15 protein-coding genes are annotated in these 15,810 nt (G+C 67.7%); 6 read left to right on the top strand and 9 right to left on the bottom strand.

The genetic code is table 11. The features are described 5' to 3' along the window. Positions 1–61: 61 nt before the first annotated feature. Positions 62–1,645, top strand: coding sequence for a diguanylate cyclase domain-containing protein (locus ACSFB7_RS17660; RefSeq protein ID WP_435472359.1), 1,584 nt, complete (start codon positions 62–64; stop codon positions 1,643–1,645). A gap of 3 nt (positions 1,646–1,648) precedes the next feature. Here ACSFB7_RS17660 and ACSFB7_RS17665 read toward each other — a convergent pair whose 3' ends face one another. Continuing rightward, a complete protein-coding gene (locus ACSFB7_RS17665) occupies positions 1,649–2,521 on the bottom strand; it encodes a LysR substrate-binding domain-containing protein (protein WP_435472361.1) in 873 nt (290 codons plus the stop codon). Positions 2,522–2,628: 107 nt separating this feature from the next. Between ACSFB7_RS17665 and ACSFB7_RS17670 the strand changes: the two genes are divergently transcribed. The 4 genes from ACSFB7_RS17670 (at position 2,629) to metC (ending at position 7,295) form a co-directional block, all read left to right on the top strand. Further along, the gene (locus tag ACSFB7_RS17670) at positions 2,629–3,219 is read left to right on the top strand and encodes a cysteine dioxygenase family protein (RefSeq protein ID WP_435472363.1); all 591 of its coding nucleotides are present in this window, start codon (positions 2,629–2,631) and stop codon (positions 3,217–3,219) included. Positions 3,220–3,334: 115 nt separating this feature from the next. Beyond that, complete coding sequence (locus ACSFB7_RS17675) at positions 3,335–4,930, top strand: rhodanese-like domain-containing protein (RefSeq protein WP_435472365.1); 1,596 nt, start codon at positions 3,335–3,337, stop codon at positions 4,928–4,930. Between the two features lie 79 nt (positions 4,931–5,009). Continuing rightward, entirely contained in the window at positions 5,010–6,038 is a 1,029-nt protein-coding gene (locus ACSFB7_RS17680) for a Bug family tripartite tricarboxylate transporter substrate binding protein (RefSeq protein WP_435472367.1), read from the top strand. 45 nt (positions 6,039–6,083) lie between these two features. Then, entirely contained in the window at positions 6,084–7,295 is a 1,212-nt protein-coding gene (metC, locus tag ACSFB7_RS17685; protein WP_435472368.1) for a cystathionine beta-lyase, read from the top strand. Between the two features lie 5 nt (positions 7,296–7,300). Here metC and ACSFB7_RS17690 read toward each other — a convergent pair whose 3' ends face one another. From ACSFB7_RS17690 to ACSFB7_RS17715, 6 genes are all read right to left on the bottom strand, one after another. Next, positions 7,301–7,594, bottom strand: a complete 294-nt coding sequence (locus ACSFB7_RS17690; RefSeq protein ID WP_435472370.1) for a hypothetical protein — start codon at positions 7,592–7,594, stop codon at positions 7,301–7,303. Positions 7,595–7,619: 25 nt separating this feature from the next. Next, positions 7,620–8,882 carry a sterol desaturase family protein gene (locus ACSFB7_RS17695; RefSeq protein ID WP_435472372.1) on the bottom strand — a complete coding sequence of 421 codons (1,263 nt, stop codon included), beginning with the start codon at positions 8,880–8,882 and terminating at the stop codon, positions 7,620–7,622. A 47-nt stretch (positions 8,883–8,929) separates the two neighbouring features. Continuing rightward, positions 8,930–10,030, bottom strand: a complete 1,101-nt coding sequence (locus ACSFB7_RS17700) for an alpha/beta hydrolase (RefSeq protein WP_435472374.1) — start codon at positions 10,028–10,030, stop codon at positions 8,930–8,932. A gap of 135 nt (positions 10,031–10,165) precedes the next feature. Then, positions 10,166–10,534, bottom strand: a complete 369-nt coding sequence (locus ACSFB7_RS17705; protein ID WP_435472376.1) for a hypothetical protein — start codon at positions 10,532–10,534, stop codon at positions 10,166–10,168. Between the two features lie 43 nt (positions 10,535–10,577). Further along, on the bottom strand, positions 10,578–10,997 hold the full coding sequence (locus ACSFB7_RS17710) for an SEL1-like repeat protein (protein ID WP_435472378.1): 420 nt from the start codon (positions 10,995–10,997) through the stop codon (positions 10,578–10,580). Between the two features lie 115 nt (positions 10,998–11,112). Continuing rightward, the gene (locus ACSFB7_RS17715; protein ID WP_435472380.1) at positions 11,113–12,165 is read right to left on the bottom strand and encodes a YeiH family protein; all 1,053 of its coding nucleotides are present in this window, start codon (positions 12,163–12,165) and stop codon (positions 11,113–11,115) included. Between the two features lie 76 nt (positions 12,166–12,241). Between ACSFB7_RS17715 and ACSFB7_RS17720 the strand changes: the two genes are divergently transcribed. After that, positions 12,242–13,156 carry a LysR substrate-binding domain-containing protein gene (locus ACSFB7_RS17720; protein ID WP_435472382.1) on the top strand — a complete coding sequence of 305 codons (915 nt, stop codon included), beginning with the start codon at positions 12,242–12,244 and terminating at the stop codon, positions 13,154–13,156. Positions 13,157–13,175: 19 nt separating this feature from the next. On the opposite strand, the gene ACSFB7_RS17725 is transcribed toward ACSFB7_RS17720, so the two are convergent. Further along, positions 13,176–15,341: a TonB-dependent receptor gene (locus ACSFB7_RS17725; protein ID WP_435472384.1), complete on the bottom strand. Its 2,166-nt coding sequence runs from the start codon at positions 15,339–15,341 to the stop codon at positions 13,176–13,178. A 259-nt stretch (positions 15,342–15,600) separates the two neighbouring features. Further along, positions 15,601–15,807 (bottom strand): YbdD/YjiX family protein, encoded by a 207-nt coding sequence (locus ACSFB7_RS17730; RefSeq protein WP_093238419.1) that lies wholly within the window; start codon positions 15,805–15,807, stop codon positions 15,601–15,603. Positions 15,808–15,810 lie beyond the last annotated feature (3 nt).

Below are 15,810 nucleotides of genomic sequence, written 5' to 3' on the forward strand. Positions count from 1 at the left end.
GGCCTGCGCGGGGTGTCGCTTGGGATACAGTCCCGCACCTCCCCCAAGTCCCGCCGCCAGAGTGAACTTCAGAAAACCTGCCAACAGCCTGGTTGTGCGCCTGCTCGTGATGGGCCTGCTGATGGCCATCGTGGGAACCGCCACCAGCTACATCCAGCTCAGCCGCTTCCTGCGGGAGGACCTGACCCAATCGGTGGCGGTGCAGCAGACGGCGCTGGCGGCCTACGTGGCGCGCAATGTCGACAACTACCTCGGCGAGCGCCTGTCGTTCCTGGAGCGCCTGGCCGCCACACTGCCGCCGGAACGCCTGGCACAGCCCGAGCGGCTGCGCGCGTGGCTGCAGGAGCGCAGCACGCTGAGCCCCGTCTTCCCGCTCGGCCTGAAGGTCGCGGACATCACCGGCAAGCGGCTCGACGGCGAAGGGCAACTGGTCACGGACGGTTCGGAATACGCGGCCGCGCGCGAGGGCCGCGCCGCGCTGGGCCGCCCGCAGGCGTCGCCCTCCGGGCACTCGGTGCTGCCCATGGCCGTGCCCGTGCGCAACGCCGCAGGGCAGGTCACCGCCCTGCTGCTCGGCACGGCGGACCTGTCAGCCGACGGCCTGCTCGACCACCTGCAGCGCGGGCGCGTGGGGCAGGACGGCGGCATCCTGGTGGTGTCGCCGCGCGACCGCATCTTCGTGGCCTCGACGGACGTCACGATGTCGCTCACGCCGACCCCGCCCGAAGGCGTGAACCTGCTGCATGACCGCGCCATGACTGGTTTTCGCGGCAGCGGCACGACGCGCAACGCCAAGGGCATCGACGAGATTTCCGCCATTGCTTCGGTGCCGAACAGCGGCTGGTTCGTGGTGGCCCGTGTGCCGGTTGCGCAAGCGCTGGCCCCGGTGGGGCGCATGCAGACCTTCATCCTGCAGCAGCGCGCGCCCGCGGTGACCCTGGTGCTGGTCGTGATCGGACTCATCATGGCCTGGCTGCTGCGCCCGCTGTTGCGCGCCGCCGACCAGGCCGACCGCATGACCCGTGGCGAACTCGCGCTCGCGCCGCTGCGGGTGGTGCGCGACGACGAGATCGGCCACCTGACGCAGGCCTTCAACCGGCTGCTGGCCAAGCTGGTCGACAACCAGCAGGCGCTGGCGCACCTGGCCCACCACGACACGCTGACCGGCCTGCCCAACCGCAAGCTGCTGGACGAACGGCTGCAGCAGGCGCTGGTTCGCGCCAGGCGGCATGCCCACCAGGTGGCCGTGCTCTACCTCGACCTCGACGGATTCAAGGCGCTCAACGACACCTTCGGCCACGAGGCGGGCGACAAGGCCCTCAGGGAAATCGCGCGCCGGCTGCAGGCGCTGGTGCGGCAGACCGACACGGTGGCGCGCATCGGCGGCGACGAATTCGTGCTGCTGGCCGCCGACTTCGCGGAGGGCCCGGAACAGGGCGCCTTGACCTTGGCACAGCGATGCATCGATGCGATCGCCCAGCCCCTGCAGCTTGTGCATTCCGAGACGGTCATCGGCGCGTCGATCGGCATTGCCCTGGGCAGCGGCAACGAAACGCCGCAAGACCTGCTCGCCGCAGCCGACAAGGCCATGTACCGAGCCAAGCAGAGCGGGCGCGGCAGCTACGCACTGACGCCCGCGCCGTAGCCTTCAGGCCGGCGCGTCGGTGCCCGGCAGGCGCAGGTGCTTCTTCAGGGTCTCGAACACCTGCCGCGTGACCGGGTTCAGCACGTGGCTGCGCACGTACAGGTAGTACGCCAGGTCGGGCAGGCGCGGCATGCCGTCGCCCGCGCCCAGCACGCGCAGGCCCGCGTCGAGCTGCTCCACGCCGCGCGCCGTCACGCCCAGGCCCGCGCGCAGTGCCGCCTTGATGCCGATCAGGCTCGACGAGGTGTAGCGCGGCGTCCAGGCCACGCCCGCCGCGTCGAGCGCTTCGTGGCCGATGCGGCGAAAGATGCTGGGGCCGTCCGCCATGATCAGCGGCACCGGCTTGGTCGGGTCGTGCACATAGCTCGCGGCGCACAGCCACACGGTGGGCGAGTTGCGCAGCACCACGCCGTCGAACTGCGGATCGGCCCGGTTGGAGATGATCATGTCGACCTCGCCGCTCTTGAGCGAGGTCATCAGGTAGGGGCTGCGGCCGATGTGGATGTCGAGCTGCAGCAGCGGCGACGTGCGCGCCACCTCGGTCAGCAGCAGCGGCAGCATGGTCTCGGCCACATCGTGCGGCGCGCCGATGCGCAGGTTGCCTTCGAGCTGGCCCTGCCGCATGCTGCGCAGCGCCTCGTCGTTCAGCGCCAGCATGTGGTGCGCGTAGGTGAGCAGCCGTTCGCCCTGCTCGGTCAGCCGCTTCTGGCGGCCCTGCTTGGCAAAGAGCGGCTGGCCGATCTGCTCTTCGAGCCGCTGCATCTGCTGCGTGATGGCCGACTGCGTGCGGTCCAGGTGGACGGCCGCCGCCGCAAAGCTGTGGTGGCTGACGACAGCCGCAAAGGAGCGCAGCAGTTCAAGATCGAGCGTGGGCATTCATTAATTTTATTGATGTGTTTCTTGCGCCGCTTGGATTGTTGCGTCACGCCAGCGTCACTACAGTGAATGCACACGAAACAGGCTACCCCACTGGAGAACACCGCATGAGCACCCCATCCGAGCAACGCCGCCAGGCCGTCGCCGCATCCGTCGCCGATATGAAGCAAAGCATTGGCGGCGCTGAACCCACCCGCGAAAAGCTCGCGGCAGTGCTGGATTCGCTGGAAGGGCTGGCCGCGCACACCGCGTACTGGGGCGCCGCCGACTTTCCGCCGCCCGAGGCGGGCGAGCACCAGGCCCGCTACCTGATTGCCGAAGACCCGGACCAGAGCTACGCGCTCTACCTGAACGTGATGCGCCCCGGCAAGAAGATCGTGCCGCACAACCACACGACCTGGGCCTGCATCGCGGCCGTGGAAGGCACCGAGCACAACCGCGTGTACGAACGCACCGACGACGGTTCCGTGCCGGGCGTCGGCAAGCTCGAAGAGACGGCGCTGGTCATCGTGGCGCCGGGCACGGGCATCGCGCTGATGCCTGAAGACATTCACTCGGTCGAGATCCAGGGCGAGCAGGTGATTCGCCATCTGCACATGTACGGCCGCGCGCTCGAAACACTGAACCAGCGCACCGCCTACGACATGGCCGCCGGCACGTACCAGACCATGGGCATCGGCGTGCAGACGCGCCGCTAAGCGCCCTTTCTTCTTTTTCCCTTTTGCAGTTTCCGGATGCGGGCCGCCGTGCGGCCTCGCAGGGGCGCGCTCGTCCCGCCGCATCCGCTGCTGTTGTTGACCGACCTTCCTGCCCATGACGACTTCCTACATCGACCCGAAGACCCTCAAAGCCTGGCTGCACGACGGCAGCGAGATCGCGCTGCTCGACGTGCGCGAGCACGGCCAGTACGGCGAGGCGCACCTGTTCTACGGCATCCCCCTGCCCTTCAGCCGGATGGAGATCGATGCGCCGCGCCTCGTGCCGCGCCGCGCCGTGCGGGTGGTGGCCTACGACGCGGGCGACGACAGCACCGCCGACGTGGCCGAGCGCGCCGCCGAGCGCCTCGCATCGCTGGGCTACACCTACGTGCATGTGCTGCAAGGCGGCACGCGCGCCTGGAAGGCCGCGGGCTACGTGCTCTTCGCAGGCGTCAACCTGCCCTCCAAGACCTTCGGCGAACTGGCCGAGGAGACGTACCACACGCCCCGTGTCAGCGCCGACCAGTTGGCGGACATGCTGGCGCGCCACGACAAGGTGGTGGTGCTCGACGGTCGCCCCGTCAGCGAGTTCCACAAGATGAACATTCCGGGCGCCACCTGCTGCCCCAACGGCGAGCTGGCGTATCGCGTGCGCCGGCTGGTGCCCGACACCACCACGCCCATCGTCATCAACTGCGCGGGCCGCACGCGCAGCATCATCGGCGCGCAGACGCTCATCAACCTGGGCCTGCCCAACCCCGTCTATGCGCTGGAGAACGGCACGCAGGGCTGGTACCTGGGCGACCATGTGCTGGGACACGGCGGCACGCAGCGCTATGCGGACGACAGCGGCAACACCGACCTGCGCCCCGCCGCCAAGGCACTGGCCGCGCGCTTCGATGTGCCGACCGTCACGGCACCCACGGTGCAGCAGTGGGCTGCCGACGCGGGCCGCACGCTGTTCCTGTGCGACGTGCGCACGCCCGAGGAATTCGCGGCCGGCAGCCTGCCGGGTGCGCAGCACACGCCCGGCGGCCAGTTGATGCAGGCCGGCGACCAGTACTTCGGCGTGCGCGGCGCGCGGCTGGTGCTGTTCGACAACGACGGCGTGCGCGCGCCCACCATCGCAAGCTGGTTGCGGCAGATGGGGCATGACGCGAGCGTGCTCGAAGGCGGGCTGGCGAGCGGCTTGTCGCTGGCGCCTGCGTCTGCGCCTGCTGCACCGGCGCTGTCGACCATCGATGCACAAACGCTGTCCGCGCAACTGGCACGCGGCGATGTCGCGCTGATCGACCTGCGCGCGAGCACGCAATTCCGTGCCGGCCACATCCCGCAGGCCCGCTGGTCGATCCGCCCGCGCCTGGCCGATGACCTGAAGGGCGAGACGCGGCAGCTCGTGCTGGTTGCCGACGACGCTTCGCTCGCGGCCTGGGCGGCCGCCTCCGAACTCGCGGGCCACACGCCCGCCCCGCTGCTGCTCGAAGGCGGCATGGCCGCATGGCGCAAGGCCGGCCTGCCGGTAGCCGCCACGCCCGACCTGCCCGCCGACGCGGCCTGCATCGACTACCTGTTCTTCGTGCACGACCGGCACGACGGCAACAAGGAAGCCGCGCGCCGCTACCTCGCCTGGGAAACAGGCCTCGTCGCGCAGCTCGACGCGCAGGAGCGCGCGGCCTTCCGGCTGCCCGCCGGCCCTGCCTCATCGCACTAGCCGCGTCACACCCGCCCAGCCCCCGGTTTCGCATCGCTTTCTGTTCGTCGTTGTCCGTTCCTACCCCAGGAGTTCCGTCATGTCGTCTGCCAGCCGCATCCCGCACCTTGCCCGCCTTGCCCCCTTCGCCCACTTTGCGGTTGCCGCCGCGTGGCTCGCGACGCTCGCCCTGCAGCCCGCCTCGGCCGAGCCGCTGCCCGCGCGCAACGGCTTCCCCTCGCAAACGGTGAAGTTCATCTCGCCCTTCCCGCCGGGCGGCGGCAACGACGCCACGGCGCGGCTGGTCACCACGCGGCTGTCGGAAGTCATGGGGCAGGTCGCGGTGGTCGACAACCGCGGCGGCGCGGGCGGCAACATCGGCGCCAAGGCCGTGGCCGACGCCCGGCCCGACGGCTACACCGTGCTCACCTCGCAGGTGTCGATCATGGCCGTCAACCCCACGCTCTATGCATCGGCGGGCTTCGATCCGATCAAGAACTTCATTCCGATCACGCAGATCAACGCCGCGCCGCTCGCGCTCGTGGTGGATGCCAACTCGCCGCTCAAGAGCTTCGCCGACCTGGCCGCCAAGGCCAAGGCCAGCCCCGGCAAGGTGACCTATGCAACGCCCGGCAACGGAACGCTGTCGCACCTTGTCGGCGTGGTGCTGTCGAAGGACGACGGCATCGCCATGACGCACGTGCCCTACAAGGGCGCCGGCCCCGCGCTCACCGACCTGCTCGGCGGACAGGTCGATGTGCTCGTGACCTCGACGTCCTCGGTCGCGGGCCTCGTGCAGAACGGCAAGCTGCGCGTGCTGGCCGTGACCAGCCCGCGCCGCATCGGTGTCTTCACCAAGGCACCGACGCTCGAAGAACTGGGCTACGCCGGCGCACGCTTCGAAGACTGGTACGGCTTCTTCGCACCGGCCGGCACGCCACCCGAACGCGTGGCCTATCTGAACGAAGCCATCGTGCGCACGCTGCGCATGCCCGAAGTGACCAAGCTCGTGAACGACGGCGGCAGCGAAGTGGTGGCCAACTCGTCGGAAGCCTTCGCCGCGCAGTTGCGCCAGGACATCGATCGCTGGTCGCGCATCGTCAAACTTTCCGGCGCGAAGGCGGATTGACGCACCATTGAGGCCTGGCCCACGCTCGATCGATCGAAGAACACCATGTCCGACCCGCACAAAGAAGCCCCTGCTGCTGCACAGGCCCTCGACACCCGGCTCACGCGCACCGGCAAGGCGCCCGCGTATTTCGGCGGCGCACCCGTCAACACGCCGCTGGTGCGCGCGAGCACCGTGTTGTTCGACAGCGTGGCCGCGATGCGCGACACCCGAGCACGCCGTGGCGACGAACGCGCCTTCAGCTACGGCGCGCGCGGCACGCCCACCACCTTCGCGCTCGAAGATGCGGTGAGCGAGCTGGAAGGCGCCTACCGCACGCGGCTCTTTCCGACCGGCTTGGCGGCCATCGGCATGGTGCTGCTCTCGTACCTGAAACCCGGCGACCATGTGCTGCTGTCGGACAGCGTGTACGAGCCCACGCGCAACCTCGTGCATTCGTTCCTGGCGCCTTATGGCATTCGCAGTTCGTTCTTCGCGGCGGATGGCAGCGGCATCGAGGAACTGTTCGAGCCCACCACCAAGCTGGTGTATGCCGAATGCCCCGGCTCGCTGGTCTACGAGATGTGCGACCTGCCGAAGCTGGCCGCGCTGACGCATGCACGCGGCGCGCTGCTCGCGGCCGACAACACCTGGGGATCGGGCGTGCAGTACCGCCCCCTCGAACTGGGTGCGGACATCTCGACGATGGCCGCCACCAAGTACCTCTCGGGCCACTCCGACGTGATGATGGGCACCGTCGCGACCACGCGCGAAGCCTGGCAGCCGCTGAACGAACGCTGCGACGCCTTCGGCATGACCGTGAGCCCCGACGACGCATGGCTGGTGCTGCGCGGCATGCGCACGCTGTCGGCGCGGCTGCAGATGCACGAGCGGCATGCGCTTGAAGTGGCACGCTGGCTGCAGGCGCGGCCCGAAGTGGCAACGGTGTTCTGCCCTGCGCTGCCGCAGCATCCGGGGCATGCCATCTGGCAGCGCGACTGTCGCGGTACCAACGGCCTGCTGTCGATCGAGTTGCAACCGGGCATCGGGAACGCAGCGGTCGAGCGCTTTGTCGATGCACTCACGCTGTTCGGGCGCGGCTCGTCATGGGGCGGTTATGAAAGCCTCGTGGCCTGGACCAACATGCGTGCGGCGCGCAGCGTGACGGACTGGAGCGGGCGTGGTGCGGTCGTGCGGCTGCACGTCGGGCTGGAGGCGCCGGCAGATCTGGTGGTGGATCTGGCGCGCGGGTTCGATGCAATGAAGGCGACCGCCTGAAGACTTCAATCGTTGCCCGTTCCCACATCGCCGCCGCCAGCATCGCTTCCACGGCCGTGGGATGGGAGGTCGCCGCCACCGTGATAGTGCCGATCGCCAAAGTCACCACCTCCCCGGTAAGAACGCCAGGCCTCGTCGATTTTTCTCTGAAGCCCTCCGCTCGCAGCAATCGCGATGCCGATGGCCAGAACAGGAACGCCCGCCCAGAACAGCAACGGACCGAACCAGTGGTGTCCCAGAGAGACAGCACTCAGGCCCAGTGCGATGAGCGGAAATCCCAGGCAGTCGCGTGCTCTCATCAGGTGGTGCCCTCGTTCGTGGGTCTCAGCGATTTTCCCGATGCTCGACGCCGTTCTCATCCGTCCATCGCCCCGACCACGTCAGCGGATAAAGCTGCTGCTGCCAGAAGCCCTTGGGCACATAGTCGCCCACCACGCCGTAGTTGTCGGGCCAGACCTTGTTCTTGTTGGCCTTCACCGCCGTGCCGAACAGGTAGTCCCAGAACGCGAAGTGCGCGGCATAGCAGCGGTCCAGCCCTTCCGCATCGCGGCTGTGGTGCCAGTGATGGAAATTCGGCGTCACGATCAGGTAGCGCAGCGGCCCCAGCCGCACCGATGCATTGGTGTGGTTGAACACCGCCTGCACGCCCGCGATCACGATGTAGACGTTGATCACGCTCTGCGAAAACCCGAGCAGGAAGGCTGGCGCCAGGATCACCACGGTCGACAACACCGTCTCGACGCCATGCGTGCGGCTGCCTGAAATCCAGTCCATGCTTTCGGCGCTGTGGTGAATGGAATGCAGGCGCCAGCCGATGGCGGTCTCGTGATAGAAGCGATGCAGCCAGTAGCGCGCGAAGTCGGTGATCAGCATCAGCAACAGCAATGCATAGCCGAACGGCAGGTTGCGAAACCAGCCGCGCAGCGTGTCTTGCCCCACCGGGTTCACGCCAGCGAACATGCCGGTCACGCCGTAGAGGATGGCGTAGACCAGGAACAGCGTGAGCCCCACGAGCAAGTGGCCCGTCACGAAGTACATGAAGTCGGTCTGCCACTCCTTGCGGAAGATCGGCATGTCGGGCCGCAAGGGCTTGAGCTTCTCGATCGTGGTGAACAGCAGCGTGGTCGCCAGCAGGTCGAAGATGAACCAGTCGACGCCGAGGTAAGGCATGTTCGAAGGCAGGCTGCCGGCGGGCAGCCATCCGTGCCCGGTGGCGCTCACGCCCAGTTGGGACCCGACCACCGCAACCGCCAGCCAGAACAGGGCCCATGCCGACAGGCGGCGCACGCGGTTGAAGACGATGTTGGTCAACGCCAGCGCGCCGCACAGCACCATTGCCACCAGCAGCACGGTGCGCATCGCATCGAAGCTCAGCACCTCGCGCACCTTGGGCGTGCTCAGGAAGACCGGAAACTGAAACATCAGCACGGCCAGCATGCTGAAGTTGGCCAGCACGAGGGCGATCATTCCGCTGACCATGCCCTTGCCGCGACGCAGCGGTCCGTGCGAGAGGGCGAGGTCTACGCCCTTGCGGATTTCATGGGCAACGTCGTTCTTGAAACGGTCTACGGGAGAAGGAGTGGGCATACAGGGTCGTTCTTTTCGTGGCGACCGAGTATGTACGGGCGACGCTCCTATCGCCCCAGGTGCCTGTCGAAGAACCGCGCGATATCGCCAAATGCTTCCCGGGTTTCGGGCGCATCGGGGTTGATCCCGTACTGCGCGTGCGACTGCCCTTCGTAGACATTCAGCTCCGCCTCGACACCCGCACGCCGCAGCTTGCGGTGCGTGCGCACCGTGTTCGACAGGAACAGGTCACGCGTGCCCGTGGTCAGGATCGCGGGCGGAAAGCCCTTGAAGTCGCCATAGATCGGCGAGAGCTGCGGGTCTTTCAGGTCGCGGCCTGCGGCGTAGAGCAGCGCGGCGCGGCCCAGCCAGCCGTCCCAGGTGACGAGGATGTTGTCGATCCATTCGTTGGTCTGGTAGCTGTCGCCGATCTTCGCGATGTCCGACCACGGCGTTCCCGGTGCGATGGCGGCGGGCAGCGGCACGTTCTCGGCCTTCGCGCGAAGCACGAGTGCCAATGTCATCGCGCCGCCCGTCGAGGTGCCGAAGACCGCCATGTTCTGCGGCTTGTTGGTCTTGACCAGTTCCTTCCAGACCGCCATCGCATCGTCCATGGCCGCGGGATAGGGAAAGTCGGGCGGCATGCGGTAGTCGACCGACACCACCTTGAAGCCGCCGAAGCTGGCCAGCAGCATCGCCTCGGGCAAGGCGGACTCGCCGGGGCCGAACACATAGCCACCGCCATGCACGTGCATCAGCAGGCGCTTTTCGTTGCCTCGCGCGATCTTGTTGGGCGTGACGATGAACGCGTTCACGCCGGCGATCTTCACGGACTGCACGGAGACGCCGAGCTTTTCCTTCAGCGCCGGTATCGCCGCAATCACCGGCGCGGCGCGGCTGTTGACCAGCGCCTTCCACTCGGCCGCGTCCTTGGGTGCCGCGTTGAAGTGGCCGGGGTAGCCACCGCCGATCAAGGCCTGCATCTGCGGGCTCACCTCGTTCGTCGGCACCGGGCTCACCTGCGCCGGAGAGCGTCGTGCACCGGGCTGCGCATTGGCCGTGGCTTGCGCTGCGGCCTTCTCGGCATAGGTCGGCGGCAGTTGCGAACAGGCGGTGAGTGCGGCAGCGGCAAGCAGCGCCGCGACATGGAGGGGGAGCCTGAATTTCATTGTCTTCCTCTGTGGTTCTTTCGACGGATGCGCCCGCTTCGGACCTCGCCTGGGCGCCGCCATGCTCTCACCGCGCTTGCGCGGCGGGCCCCCGTTGAAACCCCAACTGTGCGCAGAGGAACTGCGACGCGGCCTCTACCCGTCCACCTCTTCCGCCGCCAAGGCCGCAAGATGGATGCACGCGCCGGCGATCAGCGTAGACAACACCGCCAGCGTGTACGCAAGCCGCTTGCCATGAAAGAGCGATCCGAGCCATGCCTCGGACTCGACCATCCAGACGGTCGCCTTGCCGCCCATCCGCTCGACCTCTTGCAGTTCGCGTTTCGATGCGTCCAGCGGCACCGTGTAGACCTGCCCGTTCACCACGCGCTGGTCGGCGGCCACCCCGTCTTCGTTGCGCTCCGCCAGCACAAAGAGAAAGGCCGCGACGACCCACCCCGCGACAAGGATGACGATGCCTGCGCGATGAAGGCGACTGGGTGGTGTGGCGGCGGGCTGGGTCATGGGCGGGTTGCCCGGATTCTGACCGCAGCCGCGCTCCTTTGGTTCAACCGCAGGCGCTCTTGCCGGCCGGCGACCCGCGCAACCTGTTCAGGAACGCCAGTTGAACCTTCGCGGTTTCACTGCCCTGCCCGGCCGCGCGGAGCATCCATGTCCGCGCTTCGCAGCGGTCGGCCTTCACGGCCGGTCCGTACAGCGTCTGGCCTGTCAGCAGCACCATGCCCAGCATTTCCTGCGCCTCGGCGTGGCCGTCGTTGGCGGCCAGCCGCAACTGGTCGAGCATGGTGCGGTAGTCACGGCCCGCCTGCGCTTCGAGGGCCAACTGGAAGCGCTGCTCCGCATACAGGTCGGTCTTCTCGTCGAAGGGCTTTGCCGATGCGAGTGCCGCCGCGAGCAACAGCACGCCTGAAAGAAAAACGCGCCAGCGCAGCGACCAACTGGCGATCTGGTTGAGTTCGGATGACATGGATGTTCTCCACAAATGACGTGGATGCCATCGTCGCGCTAAGCCCCGCGTAAGAGAACTTGGAATTCACGCAGGCCGCCTCAGCCGCCGCCTGAGGCCTTGCCTTCATCGACCCTCAGAACATCGACAGCACCAGCGCATTCACGCAGTAGCCGCCGACCGTCAGGAACACGAACAGCAGCGCCCCCAGCTTCAGCGGCTGCACGCCGGCGCGGCGCAGGCTCACGGCGCTGGTGCGCAGGCCCATCGCGGCCATGGCGGTGGCCAGCAGCAGCGTGTCGAGCTGCACCAGCCCTTCGACCAGCGCATGCGGCAGCACGTCGAGCGAATGCACCGCGCTCACGGCGATGAACAGCACCGCGAACCATGGAATGCGCACCTGCTTCCAGCAGGCCTTGAAGCTGGTCGCGCCCTTCATCGATGCGGCCGACTGGAACGACAGCCACATGAGGAACGGCGCGAGCATCATCACGCGCAGCATCTTCTCGACCACCGCCGCATTGGCGGCTGCTGGGCCGACGGTTTCGCCCACGGCCACCACCTGCGCCACTTCGTGGATGGTCGATCCGGCGAACAGGCCGAAGGCATGCTCCGACAGCCCGAGGTACGGAAACACCAGCGGGTACAGCACCATCGACAGCGTGCCGAACACCACCACCGTGGCGACCGCGATCGAGACCTTGTGCTCTTCGCCGCGCACCACGGGCTGCGTGGCCATCACCGCTGCGGCGCCGCAGATGGCGCTGCCTGCGCCGATCAGCGCGGCGGTCTGCCGGTCGAGCCCCAGCCAGCGGGTGCCGACGTAGACCGCGATGCCGAAGGTCAGCGCCACCATCGCCATGCCGATCAGCAGGCCGGGCCAGCCGACCGCGCCGATGTCGTGCAGCGAGATGCGAAAGCCGTAGAGCACGATGCCCGCGCGCAGCAACACGCTGCGCGCAAAGTCCACGCCCGCGCCGGCGCGGTCCGCGACCGCAGGGAATGCCGTGTTGCCCACCAGCATGCCCAACGCGATGGCCAGCGTCATCGCGCTCAGACCCATCTGCAGCATCGGGCTCCACTGCGCCAGCAACGCGGCCATGGCGGCCAGCAGCGCCGCGAGCAACAGGCCGGGCCCGCGGGTGCGAACGAAAGAGAAACCGGGGAACGAAGCAACGAGGGAGTGCATGAACCCGAGGTTAGGAATGGACGCCCCATGAGTCAAAGACATAAACTTCACCGATGCATGAAATGAAGTTATGGCAATGAACCTGCACCTGCTGCGCCTTTTCGTCGCGGTGGCGGAGGCGGGCAGCTTTTCTCGCGCGGCCGAAGGGCTGTGGATCAGCCAGCCGGCTGTCTCCAAGGGCATCCGCGAACTGGAGCACCAGCTCGACCTGACGCTGATCGAGCGCGGCACCGGCAAGGGCTTCCGGCTCACCGAGGCGGGCACCTCGCTGCTCACGCATGCGCGCGGCATCTTCGCGATGGAACGCGCGGCGCTCGACGATGTACGTGCGCGTGTCGGCGTGCAGCGCGGCAGCCTGACCATCGGCGCCAGCACCACGGTTGCGAGCTACTGGCTGCCGCCGTATGTCGCTGCCTTCTGCGACGCCTATCCGGCCGTGGTGCCGCGCATGACGGTCGGCAACACGCAGTGGGTGTGCGAGCAGTTGCTCGAATGCCGCATCGACCTGGCGCTGGTGGAAGGCCGTGTCGATGAAGAACGCATCGAGGTCAGCGAATGGAAGGCCGACCCGCTCACGCTGGTGGTGGCGCCGGGCTCGGCGTTGCCGCGCCGCGCGGTGACGGCCGATGCGCTGGGCCGCCAGAACTGGATCTTGCGCGAGCCCGGCTCGGGCACGCGGCAGGCCACCGAGGCGCTGTGCGAGGCCCACGGCATCGCGGCTGTGCCCTGGATGGAAATGGCCAGCAACGAGGCCATTGCGCGCACCGTGGCCAGCGGTGTCGGCATCTCGATGCTGCCGCGCGTGGTGGTGGCCGACATGCTCGCGCTCGGCACGCTGCGCGAGCTGAAGCTGGCGGGCGGTGCCGCGCTCTCGCGTCCGCTCTACCGGCTGGCGCTGAAGAACCGGCCGCTTGCGCCCGCCGCGCTCAAGATGGTCGAGTTGCTGGAGCGCAAGGGCGGCAGCGCATCGACCCGCGCGCCGCGGGCCTGATGCGCAACAACAAACGCCGTCAGAACTTGGCGGTCAACGACACCTGCAGTTCGCGCCCTGCGCCGGGCATGATCAGGTTGTCGACGCTGCCGTGTCCGGAGACGTAGTACTTCTTGTTGGCAAGGTTCTTCAGGTTCACCGACAGCTCGTAGCGCGCCGTCTTGTAGCTGGCCGCCAGGTCGGCCGTGACATAACCCGGCAGCGTGACCAGGTTGGTGAGCGAGGCGTAGCGCGAGGCCACGTAGTTCACGCCACCGCCCGCGCTCAGGCCGTTGCCCAGGTCTTTCATGAGCCACACGAAGGCCGAGTGGCGCGGCGTGAGCGCCGCCACCTTGCCTTGCACCGGCAGCGCCGCGCCCACCGGCAACTGCAGCGAACTCACCGTGGCCAGCGACTTCACCATGCGGCCGTCCAGGTACGCATAGCCCGCGCTGATGTCCCAGCGGCCCGGCAGCTTGCCGGCCAGCGCGAGTTCGAGCCCGTTGGTGCGCTGCGTGCCCACGTTGATCTGCCGCGCCGGGTTGGCCGGGTCGGTGTTCTTCATGCCCGAGCGTTCGAGGTTGAAGATGGCCGTGGTGAAGTTGAGCGCGCCGTCGAGCAGGTCGATCTTGGCGCCGATCTCCTTGTTGACGGTGATCTCGGGGTCGTTGGCCGCGATGCCGGTCGACAGCGCGAAGGTCTCGGCCGAAGGCTGGAACGAACGGCTGTACGACACGTAGTAGGACTGCGTTTCGCTCGGCTGCCAGACCACGCCCGCGCGCGGGCTGAACTTGCGGTCGGTGCGCTCGATGGGCGCCTGCGTGCGCTCGAACGAGGTCTCTTGCCCGAACACGTCATAGCGGCCACCGACCAGCGCCTTCCATTGCGGCGCCAGCGTGATCTGGTTCTGTGCGTAGATCGCGGCCGTCTTGAAGGTCGAGTTGCTCGGGATCGCGCTGGCCGCCTGGTAGCTTGCCAGCGGAATGGGCGCCGGCGCGCTCATCGGGTTCAGGATGCTCACGCGCTCGTAGCCGGTGGCCGAGGACACCGAGTACAGGCGCTTTTCCTGCTTGCCGAACTCCGCGCCCACCAGCCATTCCTGCTTGAAGCCGCCGAGGTTGTTGCGCCAGGTCAGGTCGGTCTGGTTGAACCAGCCGCTTTCGTCGCGGTCCACGAAGCCGCGCGTGCGGCCCACCGTCATGCGCACCGGGTCGGTGGTGCCGCTGGGCAGGGTGTTGAAGCGGTCCAGCTTGTAGGTGTAGTAGCGCGTGACGTTGCGCAGGTCCAGCGATTCGTTGAAGCGGTGGTTCAGCGTCGAGGTGAACGACTGCACGCGGGTCGTGGTGGTGTCGTCGCGCTTGGCGAATGCGGAGCCGTAGTAGGTGCCGATGGGCACGTTCACCGGCCGGCCGTTGAGCGCGGGAACGCCGAAGTCGGTCAGGCGCTGGTCGTAGGCGTTGGTGTACTGCAGCAGCAGGTCGGTCTGCGGGCTGAACTTGATGGCCAGCGACGGCGCGATGCTGTAGCGGTCGATGAACTGCTGGTTGCGGTAGCTGCCCGACTTCTCGCGCGCGACGTTCAGGCGAAAGGCCATGTTCTCGCCGATGGGCGTGTTCAGGTCGGTGGTCAGCCGCTTGAAGTCGTGGCTGCCCAGGCCGAGCGAGACTTCACCGAAGGGGCGCTCGAACACGGGCTTTTTGGTCACGCGGTTGATGAGGCCGCCCGACGAGCCACGGCCATACAGCACGGCGGCCGGGCCCTTCAGCACCTCGATGCGCTCGGTGTCCGACAGGTCGCGAAAGTACAGCGCGTCATCGCGCACGCCGTCCACGAACCAGTCGGCAATGGCCGTGAAGCCGCGAATGACCACCTGGTCGCGCTGGCCGTCACCGGCGTTGAAGGACACGCCGGGCACGTTGCGCAGGGCGTCCTGCATCGAGGTCGCGCCCTGGTCGTGCAGCAGTTGTGCCGGCAGCACGTTCACCGCCTGCGGAATGTCGCGCAGCGGCGCACTGCCCTTGGTGGCGGTGCTGCTGACGGAGGGGGCGTAGCCAGCGTCCTGCTCGGAGCTGACGGTGACTTCCTTGAGCGTGGTGCCGGCGGCACTCTGCTGCGCATGCGCGGCGCCGTTCAGGGCGGCCAGCACGGCAAGGAACAGGGACGGATGGCGCAGGCGAAAGCGCGGCGCAGGCGAGCGAACGGACATGGTTGATTTCCCTCAGGGCGATTTTTTTGTGAAATCGCGAAGCAACACGCCGCTTCGCCACCTCTCAAGTGGAGAAACCGGATGTGCCCTGCCTGGAAAAATCTGGGTTGGGTGCCTTTGCCGCACGGCACCGGCGCGGGGCCGGGCTTGCAGCAATGGGATCGCATCGCGCGAACCAAAGGATTATAAATGTGACTTTTTTGTGGCCAACCAACGCGTTGGCCGCAAGCCACACAGGCCAGAGGCCACAAGGGCGCCGCTAGCAGCAGCGGCCCTTGCCCGCGCCGTAGCGCGCCTCCAGCCGCTCCCTGAAGAAAACCTCGTAGCTCATCGGCGGCCGGTCCGGGTGGGTGGCCGCCATGTGGGTCAGGTAGGCGTCGTAGTCGGGCAGCCCGACCATGAGCCGCAGCGACTGCTTGAGCGAGCGAGCGAAGTAGCGCCCCGCCTCCGGCAATGCGAGGCCCATGGC

Source organism: Variovorax raffinosi, from assembly GCF_051216615.1.
Classification (GTDB): Bacteria; Pseudomonadota; Gammaproteobacteria; order Burkholderiales; family Burkholderiaceae_C; genus Variovorax.